The following is a 19,586-nucleotide window of genomic DNA, read 5'->3' as shown; positions in this document are numbered from 1 at the left end:
CTATTAATGATTTGACCCCTTCAGGGTCACAGGTGTACCTCATATTTCCTGTCCTGGGTTAGGTGCCGATATCGCTTCCCACGAAGTTATTAAAATGAAGTCGTTACTAGGACTGGGGTGCCATGGAGTATATGCGGTTTTTGGGATGCAGTCTGAGCCGTAAAGAAAATTGGCTAGCTCCCGAGTGGGCGAGGGAGATCCGCCAATTTTTAGGCTTGGACAAGTACCAAAAATCAAATCGGTGAACAATCTTTGTTTTTTTCATAATTATTGAGCGATTTGAAGCATAGACTCTGGCAGAGGCTTTTGCCAACTTTTGGCCTACAAAAGTTGGTGAGAAAGCAACATTGACATAGACCATGACGGTGAATCTGGAGGTTGTCGATTGTATTAGATGACACCTGCACCGTGGTCTGTGTCCGCACAGACCACTGTTTGGGTGTACGTCATATTTCCTGTCCTGGATTAGATGCCGATATCGCTTCCCACGAAGTTATTAAAATGAAGTCGTTACTAGGACTGGGTTGCCATGGAGTATATGCGGTTTTTGGGATGCAGTCTGAGCCGTAAAGAAAATTGGCTAGCTCCCGAGTGGGCGAGGGAGATCCGCCAATTTTTAGGCTTGGACAAGTACCAAAAATCAAATCGGTGAACAATCTTTATTTTTTTCATAATTATTGACCGATTTGAAGCATAGACTCTGGCAGAGGCTTTTGCCAACTTTTGGCCTACAAAAGTTGGTGAGAAAGAAACATTGACATAAACCATGACGGTCAATCTGGAGGTTGTCGATTGTATTAGATGACACCTAATCGGAGATTTGCTAATTCTTGCTGGCGACATGTCTTTGACTTCCTGCTCCGTGATCTGTGTCTCCACAGACCACTATTTTTTCCGATGTGATTTGTTGATCGGGTTGAAATCCCGATCAGAAGCTGTTCCAGACTGTAGGATTTCCAATCCGGTTTTGGTTTCCATCTTGCTGGCAAAACCTATTCGTCTCCGACATGCGATCTCGGGCCAGCGCTGGCGATAAATTGCGATTTTTCACCCAGGGTTGCGTCGTGCCTCCTTACCCTGGCCTGCCCGCCGTGGCGGGGCTATTAATGATTTGACCCCTTCAGGGTCTCAATATCCAGTGTATGGATCTACTTTCAGCTTTCAGCTTTGAGCTTCCCCCCACTGAGTCTGAGACTGCCGCGGCTCGAACTTCGCCTTCTTCCTTCGGCCAACAGGCGCAATGTCGACACCCGGCTTGTTGACTTCCCAACTTCCTAACCTCCTAACCTCCGACATATTGAATTCTGAATGTCAAAGTACCACAACCGACAACCGACAACCGACAACCGCCAACCCCTGTTTCCAAATTGTTATCGGCTCTGCATTTTTTTTACTGGTAAATTAACAAACTGGTAATCAGTGTTTAGGTAGTCCTTTTTTGTTTACCTCCAGTAGTATAGGCGAAGGTACAGCCTATGAAAAATCCGACAATCAAGGAATTACTGGAGAAACTGACAAGAGGTGAAATCTCTAAAAGTGAATTTGATCTTTTGCTAACCCTGGTAAAAGAGGAAGGAGATAGTCCCGAGTTCGATCAGGCTTTCCAGGAAATTTTCGATGAGTTGGATCCCAATTCAAATCAGGATGATACACCAAAAACCTAAACAAATGAAACACTTTTCCAAAACCAAAACCAACAATGTATTAAGGGATGTTCCCTTGATCTTGGGAATGCTGATAATCCCGCTCTTCGGGCTTTCAGCCAAGACATCGCCACTCCCAATCCTAATGGAAGATGCCCTTCAGGCCCAGCAGGTGAGAGGGAAAATAGTATCAACAGAAGACGGATCCCCACTTCCAGGTGTTACCGTACTGGAGAAAGGGACCTCTAATGGCACGGTAACTGAAATAGACGGTACCTACTCCCTCAATGTGGGCGGGCCTAACTCAGTTTTGGTATTCTCCTTTGTGGGATTCGATTCCCAGGAGGTCACAGTTGGAAATCAATCTACCATAAATATCTCCATGGCTGAGACTGCCACGGATATGTCTGAAGTGGTGGTTACTGCGCTAGGGATCAAGCGGGATCAGCGCTCCTTGGGCTATGACGTGTCCAATGTAGATGGGGAAGAGCTGACTCAGGTCTCTCAGGAAAATGTACTCAGTTCCCTTTCCGGAAGAATGCCCGGAGTGACTATCAACCAAACCTCAGGTCCTGGATCTTCTATGAGCATGGTCATTCGGGGAGCCACCTCCCTGACCACGGATAACCAACCCTTGTTTGTAGTGGATGGGGTGCCCATGTCCAATGGCCTGAATAATATCAGACAAAACGGGGATGGTAACCAGGTGGATTATGGAAATGCCATCTCGGATATCAATCCGGATGACATTGAAAGTATCTCAGTGCTGAAAGGCCCAAGTGCCGCGGCACTATACGGAACCAGGGCTGGAAATGGCGTGGTAATCATTACCACCAAATCCGGTAAAGCTGGCAAGACCATGGGTATTTCTTTCTCTACAAGTAATGTGTTTGAAAGACCAACCCGTTTACTGGATTTCCATTATAAGTATGCCAATGGTAATAGAAACGGAGTATTTAACGAAGGCTCCGCTTACTGGGGCGGACCAGATCTGGATGCTGGTAATACCGCCATTCAGTGGAATAGCCCCTTGGATGAAAATGGAGATCCCATTCCTACAGAATTGATATCCTATCCCAATGCGATGAAGGATTTCATGCAGACCGGGATCACTTCTACCAATAATATCGCCGTGGACGGAGGCTCTGAACAGACCACCTATAGAATATCCTATTCCAATATGCTGCATAAAGGGATGATTCCTAACTCTGATCTATTCAGAAATAGTTATTCTACCTCATTAAGTCATAAAATCACCCCAAAGCTGACTTTTACTTCCAACTTCAATTACACCAATAGCAAGTCCAATGACCGTCCAAGTACCGGTGATAGAAGAGCCAACCCGCTGGAAGCAGTTTATGCCTCTCCTTATGTGGATTATGAAATGATGAGAGATATCTGGGTGCCGGGACAGGAAGGTATCCAACAAATCAGAACTGCAGCAGGAGACAATCCCTACTTTATCGCTTATGGCATAGAGAACGCCTTTGTCAGAGATAGAATCTATGGAAATGTATCCTTGGATTACCAGTTTTCAGAATCCTTCAATTTCAGAGTAAGGTATTCCTTGGATAGATCTGATGAGGATCTGGAAACCAAAATTCCCTTTAGCTACAGCAGAATGGCCAGAGGTGGGTACTACACTTCAGATATTTTGACCCAAGAATCCAATGCAGACTTCCTTGCATCCTGGAATGATGATTTTGGAAACTTGGATATCAATGCCTCCTTGGGAGGAAATATCATGAACCGCTTCGGTAAAAGCACCAATGTGGGAGTAGGAGGAGATAGAAACAATGGACTGGTAATCCCGGGGATCTACAATGTGCAGAACATCCCGGCAGACAACCGCTCCATGAGCAATTCCTACTTTGAAAAAGGAATCTATTCCATTTATGGATTGGCCTCCTTTGGTTATGCGGATCAGTTGTACTTGGATATTACCGCTAGAAACGATTGGTCTTCTACCTTGCCGGCGGATAACAGATCCTATTTTTATCCTTCTGCTTCGGTGAGCTGGCTGGCAAATTATACTCTTGGCCTGAGTGAAAAAATAGATATGCTGAAGCTTAGGTTTGGCTGGGCACAGGTAGGTAATGATACAGGGCCGTACAATTTATTGCCAAATCTATCTACCGGAGTGTACAATTCCATCAATACTGCAAGCATGCCTTCCGGACTGCTAAATCCGGATTTGAAACCTGAGGAGGCAACCTCTTACGAAGGAGGAGTGGATTTGAATATGTATGGCAATAGATTGCGATTCTCAGCGACACTTTATCAGATTGACAACAGAAACCAGATTTTTTCTGTCAACCTCCCTTCCTCCTCGGGGTATTCAGGGCGCTTGATCAATGCAGGTCTGATCCGAAGTAAAGGAGTGGAACTCTCCTTAGGTGGTACCATTATCAGCAAGGGAGACTTCACTTGGGATGTGGACATGAACTGGAGTAGAAACAGAACCTCCGTCATTGAACTGGCTGATGGACTGGATAGAATTACCCTCTGGGGGGAAAATGGTGGAGGAGCTATCACCTTTGTAGGAGAAGAAATAGGGAATATGTATAGCAGTAGCTATGCTGAGGTAAAGGATCCGAATTCCCCATATTACAGATGGCCAGTGCTATCGAATTCAGGTGGATGGCAGGAACTTTCAGGCACAGAAAACCTGAAGAAAGTGGGGAATTTCAATCCTGACTTCCAAATGGGCATGCAAACTACCTTGACCATTAAAAACTTTGTGATAGGAGCAAGTCTGGACTGGAGACAGGGTGGTGAGTTTATGTCATTTACCTACAGATATGGGGAGTCTGACTGGAAATCCCAGCGCCAAATTGACAATTTGATCCCAGGCGGTCTTTACTCCACCGATGAGTTAATTGCGATGATGAAGGCTGACCCAGATAGGTACATTATCCCTTCAGCCGGAAATTATCCAAGAGTAGGTGGCTATACTGAAGCTACAGGTGGCTATTATGTAGATGAAAATGGGAATGATGGTGCTTTTGTGCCAGGAGTGATACAAACTGCAGGAGCGGATACCCCTGATGACTATAGTGATGATGTTTACGTGGAACATCTGGGCGGGGAAGGCACCAATATTTATCCGATCACTAATACCTTCCCTTGGGACTTTAATGAGCAGGTTACTTTTGACGCCTCCTTTATCAAATTAAGAGAGTTGAGCATAGGTTATAGAATCCCAAGCATCGGAAAATTCAGAAATGCGACTTTCTCCATTTATACCAGAAATCTGATGCTTTGGACCAAAGCTGACATAGGGGTAGATCCGGAAAGAGCCTTCTGGGCTAGCTCAGGAACACAGGGTAATACTTCATCCCAGTTCCGTCAGGGCATAGAACGGCAGAATGTGATGCCGTGGAGCTTTCCTCTAGGCTTCAAATTGAATTTTAATCTATAATCTCAAATCAAAGAATCATGAAATATATAGCTAAACTTTATAAGGGATTTGTGATGGCCTTGGTTTGCTGCCTAGGGTTCACGGCCTGCGATGACAAGCTTGATGAAATGAATGTCAACCCTTATGGCATAGATCCCGCGGAGGTTAACCCTAACTTACTAATGCCTTCCATCCTGGCTTCTGCTGCGCAAAGCTATGCCAGCCTTGGCGTAAATGATATGGCCGGAGCCATGCAGCATACCCAGAAAAATGGCTGGTATGATGAACACAATAACTACAGCTGGGAAGGTAAAAGCTGGACAGGCTGGTACAATATCCTTCGGGACAATAATTTGCTGTATGAAAGAGCAGTAGAACTTGATAATGCATTCTTTCAAGGAGTGTCCTTGACCATGAAATCTTTTGTTTTTGGAAATATCACTGACCTCTGGGGAGATGCCCCCTATACCGATGCGCTTCAGGGTAACCTTTCGGCTACAGAATATCAGTTTCCTAAATTTGATAGTCAGGAAGTGATCTATGATGGAGTCATTGCCGATCTGCAGGCAGCAGTTACTCTTTTTAATACTGCAAGTAATGAATCGGTGGTAGCTGCAAATGACCTCTATTTTGGCGGAAACGCGATGAGCTGGAAACGCTTTGCCAATTCACTCTTGCTGAGGTACTACATGAGGATTTCTGAGAAAAAACCTGATGTGGCTAAAGCGGGAATAGAGGGAATCTATGCTTCAGGAGAATACATTCAAAATGTCAACCAAGATGCTGTATTGGACTATACAGGGGGAGCCAGTGATATTTGGATTACCCGGCACATAGCCTTGAACCCAGATGATTTTCAGAGATATCAGGCTTGCCAGACCTTTATAGACCAGCTGATGGGGACCAATGATCCCAGGCTTTCAGTTTGGTTTGCGCCGGTACGGGTGAAGTGGGAGGCAGACGAATCTTTGGAAGTGGCCGCTGAGGATTTCATCCGAAACGATGGGGAACCTTTGGGCGTGATTACTTATCCATTCGATGACTTTGTCAATGATTACCCTAACGAGGACTTTACCAGAAGGTATAACCCGACTATGGTAAGTTATAATGATGCAGAATATGTAGGCCTGCCTCCATCCCTCATGGTACCTGAATCCTATAATGGCAATCCATCTCCTGGGCAGGGTACCCAGAATCAGCATGTAAGCCAATTGGCGGATATTTACCAGTCTGCGGGTTCTGCAGGAGATATTCTAAAGGCTAGACTGATTTCCTCTGCGGAGGTAAGCTTCATTTTTGCGGAGGCAGCCTGGAAGGGCTGGAATGTAGGAGCTGCGGAGGATCATTATTATGCAGGTATAGAAAAATCACTGACTACCTGGGAAAGGGCTGGAGATTTTGAGGCCTTTGTCGCACAGGAGGAAATTGTTTTTGACAATACTTTGGAACAGATCATGGAGCAAAAGTGGGTAGCAAGCTGGACTACAGCTACCGAGGCTTTTGCGGATTACCGTAGGACCGGATATCCTATGTTGGTGACCGGACCACAGTCTCCCCAGCCAAAAGTGGCCCTAAGATTTCAATATGGGGATGATGAGTATAACAATAATGGGGAGAGCATCAATGCAGCACTGGAAAGATTAGAGTTGACTGATTATTCAGGCAGCTTCGGAAAAGACAGCCAGTGGTCCAAGTCCTGGCTTTATCAGGGCACCAATTCTCCTTGGTAATCACCCACTAGTCATACTGAAAAAACTCCATATCAGGGATGATATGGAGTTTTTTCAATACTAAAATTCAGATATATAAAATTCGTCCCCTTTTTATTGAAACTATAGGTTACCGATAGCATTGCGGATAATCTTAAGAAATCAAGCATTACCCGAAGCGACACACATAGGAATGATTATAATTCATGCGAAGATTCCATCCCGAGGTATCGGGACAGGTATTGACCTTAAAAAAAACTATAAACACATGAAATAATGCGTGTTTTAAAACTATTGAAGAAGAGCGTTATAGTATTGGTTTTAGCTTCTCCTATTCTGGCTTTTTCACAAGAAAATCAGGTTGTTGAAGCTAATTCATATCTATTGCCCAGCCCCAAGCCGGATAGGATTATTCTGAATTTGTCAGAAAACCCCTTGCAGGAAATCCATGTAAACTGGAGAACAGATACTACACTTAAGGTATCCCACCTGGAATTTGCCAGGGCTACAGGCGGTCCTGAGTTTCGTGAAAAGACCGAGTTGATTAAGGCAGAAACCCAAGCACTGATTTCCCAGCAGGATGAGGAGCCTACCATACATGCGAATTACCATCAAGTGAAACTAAAAGGACTAGATCCTGGGAGCAGCTATGTTTATAGGGTAGGTGAGGGAGAATTTTGGAGCGAATGGTTTCAGTTTTCTATCCCAGAGGATGACGGGGAAGTGAATTTCCTGTATTTCGGAGATGTGCAAAATGAGGTGGTCTCCATGTTTAGCAGGGTAATTCGTGGAGCCTTGACCAACTTGCCAAAAATGGATTTTACAGTTTATGCAGGGGATCTGGTCAATCATGAAAGTGCGGACTTCGAATGGGGTGGTTGGTTTGAGGCAGGACAATGGATACATGCTTCTATTCCCTCTATGATGACCCCGGGAAACCATGAATTTTCTAAAAATCCAGCTACACTTACTCCTCATTGGAACGCTCAGTTTAACCTACCCACTAACGGTCCTAAAGGACTGGAAGAAACCACCTATGAGGTGAATTTCCCGGAGCTTAAAATTATATCCCTGGATGGGGAACAGATCGATGAATCCCCAAGCTATAGAAAGGCCCAAATAGACTGGCTCAGGACTGTGTTGACCCAAAACCCGCGTAAGTGGACAGTGGTTACTTTTCATTATCCTGTCTATGCCACTCACCCAAATCGATATCACGATAAAATGATTGATTATATACGTCCCGTTTTGCAGGAGTTTAATGTGGATCTGGCGATTCAGGGACATGATCATGCCTATGCCAGAGGACAGGCTATGGATGACGGGAATAGCCTAGATACTGAAAAAGGCACGGTGTACGTGGTGTCCGTGGCCGGTCCGAAAATGTATGAGCTGAAAGCGGAGGAGTGGATGGTGCGTAAGGCCTATGGTACACAAACCTACCAGTGGGTGCAGGTGAAGGGTGAGGTGCTCAGCTTTAAAACCTACACTGCGCTAGGAGAGCTATACGATAGCTTTGAGATTCATAAGAATGCTAAAGGTGAAAATTCTATCGTCAATCACCTACCCAATATTCCAGAAAGACTTCAGACCAATTGAAAAATTGAAACATGATTCCTATTAGATCAATTCGCTTAGCACTGTTAGCACCCCTTATTTTTTTCATCCATGTAGCAGCGTTTTCCCAGGTAAATCAGATTCGGGATAAGCTCTTGAATACGGATGAATTGCTGATTGTAGCCCACCGCGCTGCGCATCAAAATTATCCTGAAAACAGTCTTGAGGCAATTGAAGAAGCAATAGCTCTTGGAGTGGATATGGTAGAAATAGATGTTAGGGTAAGCAGTGACGGAATAGTATATCTGATGCATGATCAGACCATTGACCGCACCACTACCGGAACAGGTGATATAGAAAAATTGAGCAGTTCAGACTTGAAAAATGTAAGACTATTGTTTGAAAGGGTGGACTCAGGAATCGCTATTCCAACTCTGGAGGAAGCATTGAGGCTGACTAAAGGTAGGATTATGGTGGATCTGGACTTGAAGACAGACAAGATAGAGGAAGTGATGGAGGTTGTCAGGGAAATGGATATGCTGGATGAGGTTTTGTTTTTTGATTCAGACTGGTCAATCCTTCGCAAAATCAAAGCAGCAATGCCTGAGGCCTACCTCATGCCCAGGCTATATAAAACAAATCAAATTCGAAAGGCATATAGAAAACTGGATCCTGTGGTGGTGCATATAGATCCGGGTTTCAATACCCGGGAAACCATGCAGAAGGCTAATAAGTATGATGTTAGAACCTGGATCAATTCTTTGGGTGAGTTGGATAAGGAACTTCAGCTTAATCCCAATTCATCCCAGAAAACCGAGCTCTTAGAAAATGGGGCATCCATGGTGCAGACGGATTGGCCAGAGCTTTGGGTCAATTATAGAAATTCGGGTAAAACAAAAAGTCTTTAGACCTGTCTGCAGCAAGTAGGCTTGATCTGGATAAGTCCATAGGTATTAGCCCATAGCCCATGGCTTTTAGTCCATAGTCAATTGTACATAGCTGGTAGTCGATTGCTGAAAGTCCATAGTCGACAGACGAGGTCCACAGCTGTAAGTGGTTATATTAGGCAAGTTGTGCTGCTTCTTATGTTGTGCTGCTTCTCCAGAAGCTGCACTCTGAGGTGTCTGGTGAGGAAACTCATATTTGGCGCAAGTCTCATGACTTGTGCCTATCCAAATGCACTCTTCAGACTGCCATGTACCATTCACATTCCTTTTCGGGATTTGTAATATCAAACCAATATTGTAGGATTTCCAATCTGGATTTTCGGTAATCTTGCTGGCGTCACGCCTTCGTCTCCGAATCAGGATCTCGGGCCAGCGCTGGTTAACCATTAAAACCTTAATCCCAGGGTTGAAACCCTAGGCAATAATATGAACCGCCCCTATGGGGCTGATTTTCTTGTAGTTATTCCCTAACACCTTTCGAGAACCAGAAACTGGATTTTGAACAGTAATATATTTCCTTAGAATCAGTTAGCGAATAGGGACTAAAACGCTTCGACTCCGCTCAGCGTGACAGGCTTCCTACCCTTCGACAAGCTCAGGCCAGGCAACTGGCAACCGAAAACCGACAACAGACAACTGACTTCCGACTTCCCGAACTCCAAAATATTGAATTCCGAATGTCAAAGTACCGAAAACGCTAACTTTAAACTTTTCATTTTAAACTTTCAACTCTTCTATCTTGCTGGCATAATCTATTCGTCTCCGAATCAGGATCTCGGGCCAGCGCTGGGGGAATCGTTCCACTTTGAACCCAGGGTTACGTCGTGCCTCCTTACCCTGGGCTACAACAAGGCAGGCCTTCAGCCTGCTTCGGACATCGGTCACTTGGTACCTGATACTGGACACCTGATATCGGACACCCAACTTCCTGACTCTACTTTCAGCTTTCAGCTTTGAGCTTCTGCCACTGAGTCTGAGACTGCCACGGTTCGTACCTCGCGTCACATTGACGACACCCAACAACAGACAACTGACTTCCGACTTCCAAAATATTGAATTCCGAATGTCAAAGTACCAGTAAGCAACCGACAACTGACAACATACAACTGACATCGGCCACCTGACACCCGACAACCAACTTACCGAGATCACACATCCAAATACTCAAATTCAAACTCCATCCCATATTATCAATTTATTATAGTTGCTGATCCCGCTTTGATGGAGGGGTTCAAATATTTTACTTTGACTTTCTCTAATCCTTCTCAATTTTGGAAAAAGCGGATCAACTTTCATTGCAGGCGCTCGTAAGAGAAATTTCCCAAGGGAATGAACATTCTTTTGAGAGGCTTTACCAGATTTTTTCGAAGAAAGTTTACCACACCTCCCGAAAGATGAAGCTTAATCATGAAGAGGCAGAAGAGGTGGTTCAGGAAGTGTTTTTGCAGATCTGGAACTATAGAAAAAAACTGGACCCTGATCTCTCTATTAACGCCTACATGATTGCAATAATCAGGTCCTTAGTGGTGAAAAAGAAGCAGAAAGAGGCTAGGTTTTTTGCCTTTCAGCAGTATCAAATCCCTATTAGCCATGCCATGAGCTCCCAGGCAGCAGATGAGGAGATGATTTTTGAGGAATATCACCGGATCTCCATGGAAATTCTGGAGAAACTGCCGCCTGCACAAAAACAGATTTTTGAGCTCAGACACCTGGAAAATAAATCTGTGGAAGAGATCTCGGAGCATTTGAACCTCTCACCCCGAACCGTAGAAAATCAGGTTTTCAGAGCAACTAAATCCTTTAAGGAAAACCTTGGTAAGCTTGAGATTGTATCCGTAACTACCTCTTATATAGTGGTTAAGGAGCTTCTTGACTACTTGTTACATAATTGTTAATTCATTTCCTGATTCTTAACAATTACTTTCCCATCTCCCAGTGAGTATATTCTTTCTCCTGAGGCTATATAAGTCAGTAAATAGCCAAGAATGGAGTATCAAAATAAAATCGATGCCTTTTATAAAGGAGAACTTTCTCAGCAAGAAGCCGAAGAGTTTTTAGAGTTTCTGGAAAGTAAAGAAGCTGAAGAATATTTCTCCGGAGATCTAATTCAAATCTGGATTTCCAGATTGAAAGATGAGGAATACAAATGGGACAGCCAGAAGGTATGGGAAAGGATCAAAGCTAGTAAGCTAAAGGATGCTGAGCCATATTTTGCAGAAAATACAAGAACAAAGAAACTCTGGAATGCCAACTGGATAAGGGCAGCCGTGGTAGTATTTATTTTAGGCCTTACTTCGGTTTTTTACTTTCAGACCCAAAAAGTTGAATCGCCGCAAACACCTGCGATAGCCGAAGTAGAGTTTATCACAAACTCTAATCCTAAAGGACAGAAAACTAAAGTGATGCTTGAGGATGGATCTCAGGTTTACCTGAACTCCCAGAGTAGCATTACTTATGCGAAGGATTTCAAGACCAACCGATATATCCGACTTGAAGGCGAGGCTTTTTTTGAAGTAGCTGAGGATAAGGAGCACCCCTTTGAAGTGGAGGCTAACGGAATAGTCACCACAGCGCTAGGCACCTCTTTTAACATCACCACATTCCAAAAAGATGAACAGGTAGCGGTGACCCTGCTTACCGGGAAGGTGAAACTTCAGCAGCAAGGGAAAAATGAGTACCTGGAACTTCATCCGGGGGAAGAGTCTCTGCTCTCCCAGAACAAATCAAAAATGCATAAATATAAAGTCAGTGCACAGGACAGAATCCTATGGACTAAAGGCATTTTGAAGTTTGAGGAAGCATCCTTCGGCGAAATGGTGGAGGTGCTTGAACGCTGGTATGCTGTGGATATCCAGGTGTCTGGAAACCCAAATTCACTAAAAGCCTCTGGTGTGTTTGATAATCAGGAGTCGCTCCGTAATGTGCTCAATGTTATGAGTGAAACTCTGGAGTTTGACTTTGAAATAGAAGATCAAGTGATAACCATAAAATACAACTAGTGCCTATGGTATAAAAAGCGAGTAAAAAAGTAGGGACGTACTACCAATACGCCCCTAAGCAATCAAAACAAATCCAAAGCCCTTTTCGCTCTCCATGTTAGCAGGCAGAGGTCAAAGGGATGATGTTTCAATCTTTTCAATTCAAAATTATGCAAAAATTATTACTGTTAATAGTAATGTCTATCAAACTATTAGCCAGAGGGCTTGCTATGCTATGCATTACGGTAAGTCCTCTATTCGCAAACTCTTCCAAAGCCCAAATCAAGGGCATAGATGAAGTAGTTGTAAATCTGGAAGGGCAACCCAAATCATTGCTTCAGTTTTTCAGAGCCATAGAGAAGAACTCTGATTTCAAGTTTTTCTACACGGAGCAGGCTTTAAAATCAGCCGGGGAAATTGAATTTCTTCAGTCTGGAAGTACGGTAGAGCAGCATCTTTATAAGGTTGCTGAGCAAAGTAATCTACGTTTTAAGCAGGTCAATAACTCCATTTCTGTTATGATCCAACAGAGTGATGAGGATCAGTTGATTTCCAAGGAACTTGATTTTCAGAAAATATCCGGCACGGTGCGGGACGAGATGGGTGAACCCATGCCTGGTGTTTCCATATTGGTAAAAGGCACAACCACAGGTACCGTTACGGACCTGGATGGAGGCTTTACCTTAGATGTGGAGGAAGGGCAGGTCTTGCAGTTTTCCTTTATAGGGTATGAAAAACAGGAACAAATCGTAGGCTCTGCCTCTGAAATCAATGTGACCATGCTACAGGCAGCCAATAGCCTGGATGAAGTAGTGGTAGTAGGGTATGGACAACAGCGTAAAGCAAACCTCACTGGAGCTGTAGATCAGGTAGATTCAGAAGCTTTTGAAAACAGGCCAATCTCTAATGTTTCACAAGGATTGGTAGGGGTGATACCCAATTTGAATATCAAAATGCTGGATGGAAAGCCTACCCAATCTCCTTCTTATAATGTACGTGGAACTACCTCCATAGGACAGCAGGGAAGTGCTTTGGTCTTGATCGATGGGGTAGAGGGCGATCCCAAACTGCTCAACCCAAATGACATCGCCAGTGTCACCGTACTGAAGGATGCTGCATCTGCATCTATTTATGGTGCTAGGGCAGCCTTTGGGGTGGTATTGATCACTACGAAAGAAGCAACACAAGGAAAAACCAGCATCACTTATACCGCTAACTTTTCTTCCAAATCTCCTACCACTATTCCTGATAATATCACAGAATCTTATCCATGGGCAAAAGGCTTTAACGATGCTTGGTCTGCATGGAATGACAATGGAAGGACACCTACTTCCATTAACAAAACCATGTCTTTTTCTCCGGCATATCTGGAAGAAATCAAAAGAAGATGGGAAGATCCTTCTCTTCCAAGAGTAGAAGTAGATCCTTCTACAGGTGAGTACCAATACTATTACAGCACTGATTGGTACCGGGAATTGTATAAGGAGCAATTTTTTGCACAGGATCACAACCTCACACTTACAGGTGGGGATAAAAAAGCATCTTATTATGTCAGTGGCAGATACAATGGACAGGATGGCTTGTTCCGGTATAACACCGATACCTATGCCATGTATAACCTACGGGCCAAAGGTACTATTCAGCTTACTCCCTGGTTACAGATAGACAATAACACTGATTATTCCAGAATGTCTTATCATCAACCGCTGAATGTGGGCGAAGGCAGTGGGATCTGGAGAAATATGGCGGATGAAGGGCACCCTTTGGCACCACTATTAAATCCAGACGGTACCCTGTCATTTCCTGCGGCATACACTGTGGGGGATTATTATATAGGAAGAAATGCCGTTGACAATGTGCAGAGATTCCTGAAAAACCGGTTTGCGGCCAAGGCTGAGCTATTTGAGAAGCAGCTGACCCTGAATGCTAATTTCACTTTTCAATCTACGGACAATAGAGCTTTCCAAAAGCGGGTTCAGGTTCCATACAGTAGGTATGAAGGGGTGACTGGGCACACAGGTACCAATACGAATGACCTGCAGGACCGTAGAAACACCACGAACTATTACGCTACCAACTTGTATGCTAATTACCTGAAAACCTTTAATAATGCCCATAACTTGGGATTGTTGGCCGGGTTTAACTATGAGTCTTCCAAATATGAAAACCTGACCACCAGAAGGAATGGTATTGTATTTCCAGATGCTGAAGATTTGAACCTTGCCCTGGGGCAAAGTATTGTGACCAACGGAGGTTATCAGAAGTGGGCCATTGCCGGAGGGTTTTTCAGAGTGAATTACGATTACCTAGGGCGCTATTTGGTAGAAATCAACGGGAGATATGATGGTTCGTCCAAATTCCCTACAGAGCAGCAATGGGCGTTCTTTCCATCTGCCTCTGTAGGATGGGCAGTATCTGAAGAGCAGTTTTGGAAGGTGAATCCCAACCTGCTTACCAGTCTGAAAATCCGCGCATCTTACGGATCCCTGGGAAATGGTAATATACGCCCTTATTCCTTTACGGAGAATTTTTCCATTTATCAAATGGGAAGGGTCATCAATGGGCAGCGTCCACAGGCTACTAGTATGCCTGGTGTAGTACCTCAGGGCTTGACTTGGGAAACCTCTACTACTGGAGACATAGGTTTGGATTTCGCCACGTTGGGAAATAGACTGCAATTCACCGGTGACTGGTACCGCAGATGGACTACAGATATGTTTACCGTAGGACCTACTTTACCGGCTATTTATGGCACTACTGTTCCCAAAGGCAACTATGCAGATCTGGAGACCACTGGTTGGGAAGCAACTGTGACCTGGAATGATGAGTTTATCATGGGAGATAAGCCGTTCAAATACAATGTGAGACTGGCTTTGTCTGATTATAAGGCCTATGTCACCAAGTATAACAATCCAGATAAGAATTTGACAGATTACTATGAGGGACAACGCATTGGCGAGATTTGGGGATATCAGGTAGAAGGGTTGTTCCGCACAGATGAGGAAATTCTAAACTCCCCATCCCAGTCCAATATCCGTAACACCAATACCCGTAAAAACTATGTGGGGGATTTGAAATTCAAGAACCTGGATGGTGATGATGTCATCTACCATGGATCCAATCGGGTAGGGGACTCCGGAGATAAATCCATCATAGGCAATTCAGAGCCCCGCTATACCTATGGTGTTAATCTAAATGCAGAATGGAATGGATTTTTCATCGGTGCATTCTTCCAGGGTGTGTTGAAGCAGGATTGGTATCCATCAGGAGAATCCCGCTTCTGGGGTCAGTATAACAGACCGTACAACCAATATCCAAGCTGGCATGAGGACAATATGTTCAGAGAAGAGCTGGGCAACTTTGACGCTTACCTGCCTAGATTGGTAGGATATGTAGCACTAGGCAGTGACAGGGCTCTCAGCACTCCAAACGACAGGTTTATCCAAAATGTGGCTTATATCCGGTTGAGAAATATACAGGTGGGCTACACTTTTCCTGAGCATTTGACTTCAAAAATCCATGCAAACAATGTGAAAGTATACCTGTCTGCTGAGAATCTGTGGACCTGGTCTTCACTTTATAAACGTACCAAAGATACTGATGTGACCAGCATTTACGGGTCCGATAGAGATCTGAGTGGTGGTACTAGTGGGGATGGTTATAACTACCCTATGCTAAAGGCAATTTCGGCAGGATTAACAGTTAACTTCTAATTCGAACAGTCATGAAGATTCTTCATTATATACTATCATTTCTATTATTAGCTGCAGTTACCTCCTGCAATCTGGATGAATATCCGGTGGACACTGCCAGCAACCAAGCCATATTTGGCTCCGCCAATGGGCTGGAACTTTACAGCAATTCATTTTATGACATTCTCCCAGGTACAGATGTTGGGGTTTTTCAGGGTGATGATGCATCAGATCTAGTTGCCAGAAATGGGGTAGACTCCTATTTGGCAGTAAATGCGCTTAGCCCGGTGACTAGTTCCGGTTGGTCCTGGAGTGCTTTGAGAAACATCAACTATTTCATTGAAAATGCCGAAAACAGCCCGGTAACTGAAAAGAACCATTACATAGGTACAGCCAGATTCTTTAGGGCCCTGTTTTACTTTGATAAGGTAACTAGATTTGGTGATGTGCCATGGATAGACCAGACTATTGAGATCAGCGATAGTCTTACCCTATATGGGCCGAGAGACGACAGATTTATGGTAATGGATAAGGTTTTGGAAGATTTGGACTTTGCGATTGAGCATATCACGCTAACCTCCGACGCTTCCTCTACCAGAATCACTAAAAATGTGGCCAGGGCTTATAAAACCAGAATTGCACTCTATGAAGCTTCCTTTAGAAAATACCATACAGAATATGGAATGCAGGGAACCGCAAGTGCTTGGTATGAGGAAGTAGTCAATACTGCCAATGAAATACAGGGATTTTCCTTACATCAGGCAGGCCAAAATAATAGGTCTTACCGGGAAATGTTTATCACCAAAAGCCCTTATGCCGATGAGACTATTTTAGCCGTGGCTCTGGACGCTAGTCTGCAGGTGTTTAGCTCTGCCAACAGAAGGTTTATCAGTCCTACTTATGGCAATAGGCCAAGCTTAACCAGAAACTTTGTCAATACCTATCTGAAGATTGATGGAACTCCTTTTACCAGTGATCCAGCTTATAAAACTACGCCTTTTGTGGAGGAAGTAAAGAACAGGGATCTACGCCTGGGGCAAACCATCAGATTGGGAGATTATCACAGAACTGAAAATGGTGTACCAGTGGTGGCACCGCCAAATTTCAACCAGACCTTTACAGGTTACCAGCCTATCAAGTGGTGCTATGATGAACGATTCCCTTACGATGATGAGAGTAGAAATGACAATGCACACATCATCATGAGGTATGCAGAGGTCTTGCTCAATAAGGCGGAGGCTTTGGCAGAATTAGGAAAAATGACTCCTGGAGATTGGTCAGAGACTATTGGGGCACTACGGGCCAGAGCTGGAATTACAGGTTCTACCCTGAGCAACTTACCCACAGAGGCAGACCCGTATTTGCTGGAATATTATAGGGGGCAATTTACAGATCCTGTTCTTCTGGAAGTTATCAGAGAGAGAGGGGTGGAATTGGTATTTGAAGGCCTTCGTCCAGATGATTTGAGAAGGTGGCATTTGGGAGAGCTTTTTGCGGATTCACCTATGACAGGGATGTATGTGCCTGCTTTGGGAGAATATGACCTGAATAGCGATGGAGTTATGGATGTCTTGTTTTATCAAGGCGACAGACCAGATTCCAGCAATCCAGCAATTGCTTATGTGGACGTAAGCCCATCTTCTGAAACCGGTAGAATCCAACTTTCCAATGGTACCTCAGGAGAGGTGATCTGGAATCCCGGAGAAAGAGAATGGATGGATAAGAAATATCTTTATCCTATCCCTGAGGCCGACTTGATCAGAAATCCGGCTTTGGGCCAAAACCCGGGCTGGTAGAAAAAAAATAGCAAATTTTATTTCCCCGGAAGATTGATAGCCAAGGATTTTCCGGGGTGATTTTAACCCAGTTGAAAATGAAAACTTATTTAATAGTATTGCTTGTCTGGATGAGTGCTTTGGCTTCCTATGGGCAAGAAGTAGTGGATATCAAGGTAGCAAGTTTTAACCTGCGCATGGATACTCCAAAAGACGGGGTGAATGCCTGGCCGAATAGGAAGGAAAATGTGAAAGCATTGATCCAGTACCATGATTTTGATATTGTAGGCACCCAAGAAGGTTTTGAGCACCAGCTCAATGATTTGATGGAAATGCCTGGCTTTGCCTATGTAGGAGCGGGGCGGGACGATGGCAAGTCGGCAGGGGAGCATTCCGCTATATTGTATAAAGCAGATTTATATGAACTGCTTGATTCCGGTAATTTCTGGTTGAGCGAAACTCCTGAAAAACCAGGATTGGGCTGGGATGCCACCTGTTGCAAAAGGATAGCTTCTTGGGCTTTATTTAGAGATAAAAATTCAGGAAAGGAGTTTTATGTGTTCAATGCGCACTTTGATCATCAGGGTGTGGTAGCCAGAAGGGAGTCAGGCAAGCTGATGGTGAAAAAAATTAAAGAAATAGCTGGTGACAAAGCAGTGATCTGTACAGGTGATTTTAATTCCACTCCAGATACAGAGCAGATTGTGGGTATTGCGGCCATTTTGGATGATGCCTATATAGTTAGCCAGATGCCTCCTTATGGTCCAGTGGGCACCACGAACTCCTTTCAGTTCACAGCCCCAATGAAAAAGAGAATTGATTATGTTTTTGTCAGTAAGGATTTTGAGGTAGTCAAGTACGCAGTGCTTACAGATGCCTTGGATCAGCGTTACCCCTCAGATCATCTGCCGGTGGTAGCCTCCTTACGTTTGATGAAATAGTTGGTTTAGTATAATGTTAAAGGCCATTGGGGGAGACTTCGATGGCTTTTTTCATGCACGTTAGGTTATAGCTGATAGGCCATAGCAAGTATACCATAGCTGATAGATCCTAGTCGATAGTCCATAGCTAGTTTGACTTATTTGGCGCATGAGTCTCATGATTTGTGCCTATGGCAATGCAGTCTTCAGACTGCCATATACCATTTACATTGCTTTTCTAGAGTTGTAATCTCGAACCAATATACAGTAGGAGTAGGAATCCCAATCTGGATTTTCGGTAGTCTTGCTGGCGTTACGCCTTCGTCTCCGAATCAGGATCCCGGGCCAGCGCTTGTTAACTATTAAATCCTTAATCCCAGGGTTGAAACCCTAGGCAATAATATGAACCGCCCCTTTGGGGCTTATTTTCTTTTAGTTATTCCCTAACACCTATCGAGAACCAGAAACTGGATTTTGAACAATAATATATTTCCTTAGAATCAGTTAGCGAATAGGGACTAAAACGCTTCGACTCCGCTCAGCGTGACAGGCTTCCTACCCTTCGACAAGCTCAGGCCAGGCAACTGGCAACCGAAAACCGACAACAGACAACTGACTTCCGACTTCCCGAACTCCAAAATATTGAATTCCGGATGTCAAAGTACCGAAAACGCTAACTTTAAACTTTTCATTTTAAACTCTCAACTCTTCCATCTTGCTGGCGTTACGTCTCCGTCTCCGAATCAGGATCTCGGGCCAGCGCTGGTTAACCATTAAATCCTTAATCCCAGGGTTAAAACCCTAGGCAATAATATGAACCGCCCCTATGGGGCTGATTTTCTTTTAGCTACCCCTAACATCTTTCGAGAACCAGAAACTGGATTTTGAACAGTAATATATTTCCTTAGAATCAGTTAGCGAATAGGGACTAAAACGCTTCGACTCCGCTCAGCGTGACAGGCTTC

At 44.2% G+C, this 19,586-nt stretch carries 11 protein-coding genes; all 11 read left to right on the top strand.

Going from position 1 to position 19,586, the window contains the following annotated elements:
- The first annotated feature begins 820 nt into the window (after nt 1-820).
- Nucleotides 821-1,036, top strand: a complete 216-nt coding sequence (locus PBT90_RS10935) for a hypothetical protein (RefSeq protein WP_270129199.1) — start codon at nt 821-823, stop codon at nt 1,034-1,036.
- A gap of 439 nt (nt 1,037-1,475) precedes the next feature.
- Nucleotides 1,476-1,664, top strand: a complete 189-nt coding sequence (locus tag PBT90_RS10930; RefSeq protein ID WP_264810618.1) for a hypothetical protein — start codon at nt 1,476-1,478, stop codon at nt 1,662-1,664.
- Nucleotides 1,665-1,668: 4 nt separating this feature from the next.
- A complete protein-coding gene (locus tag PBT90_RS10925; RefSeq protein ID WP_270129190.1) occupies nt 1,669-5,064 on the top strand; it encodes a SusC/RagA family TonB-linked outer membrane protein in 3,396 nt (1,131 codons plus the stop codon).
- Between the two features lie 17 nt (nt 5,065-5,081).
- Nucleotides 5,082-6,773 carry a SusD/RagB family nutrient-binding outer membrane lipoprotein gene (locus PBT90_RS10920; protein ID WP_270129186.1) on the top strand — a complete coding sequence of 564 codons (1,692 nt, stop codon included), beginning with the start codon at nt 5,082-5,084 and terminating at the stop codon, nt 6,771-6,773.
- 255 nt (nt 6,774-7,028) lie between these two features.
- Complete coding sequence (locus tag PBT90_RS10915; protein ID WP_270129181.1) at nt 7,029-8,351, top strand: purple acid phosphatase family protein; 1,323 nt, start codon at nt 7,029-7,031, stop codon at nt 8,349-8,351.
- Between the two features lie 11 nt (nt 8,352-8,362).
- On the top strand, nt 8,363-9,217 hold the full coding sequence (locus PBT90_RS10910) for a glycerophosphodiester phosphodiesterase family protein (protein ID WP_270129176.1): 855 nt from the start codon (nt 8,363-8,365) through the stop codon (nt 9,215-9,217).
- Nucleotides 9,218-10,527: 1,310 nt separating this feature from the next.
- Nucleotides 10,528-11,151, top strand: coding sequence for an RNA polymerase sigma factor (locus tag PBT90_RS10905; RefSeq protein WP_333482145.1), 624 nt, complete (start codon nt 10,528-10,530; stop codon nt 11,149-11,151).
- Between the two features lie 90 nt (nt 11,152-11,241).
- The gene (locus PBT90_RS10900) at nt 11,242-12,255 is read left to right on the top strand and encodes a FecR family protein (RefSeq protein ID WP_270129172.1); all 1,014 of its coding nucleotides are present in this window, start codon (nt 11,242-11,244) and stop codon (nt 12,253-12,255) included.
- Between the two features lie 149 nt (nt 12,256-12,404).
- On the top strand, nt 12,405-15,947 hold the full coding sequence (locus PBT90_RS10895) for a SusC/RagA family TonB-linked outer membrane protein (RefSeq protein WP_264810612.1): 3,543 nt from the start codon (nt 12,405-12,407) through the stop codon (nt 15,945-15,947).
- 11 nt (nt 15,948-15,958) lie between these two features.
- Nucleotides 15,959-17,722, top strand: coding sequence for a RagB/SusD family nutrient uptake outer membrane protein (locus PBT90_RS10890; RefSeq protein WP_264810611.1), 1,764 nt, complete (start codon nt 15,959-15,961; stop codon nt 17,720-17,722).
- Between the two features lie 77 nt (nt 17,723-17,799).
- Nucleotides 17,800-18,642 (top strand): endonuclease/exonuclease/phosphatase family protein, encoded by an 843-nt coding sequence (locus PBT90_RS10885; protein ID WP_264810610.1) that lies wholly within the window; start codon nt 17,800-17,802, stop codon nt 18,640-18,642.
- The last annotated feature ends 944 nt before the right edge of the window (nt 18,643-19,586 follow it).

Origin of the sequence: Algoriphagus sp. TR-M9, from assembly GCF_027594545.1 — a bacterium.
Classification (GTDB): Bacteria; Bacteroidota; Bacteroidia; order Cytophagales; family Cyclobacteriaceae; genus Algoriphagus; species Algoriphagus halophytocola.
The sequence above is the reverse complement of the archived record's forward strand: the minus strand, read 5'-3'. Positions and strand labels throughout refer to the sequence as shown.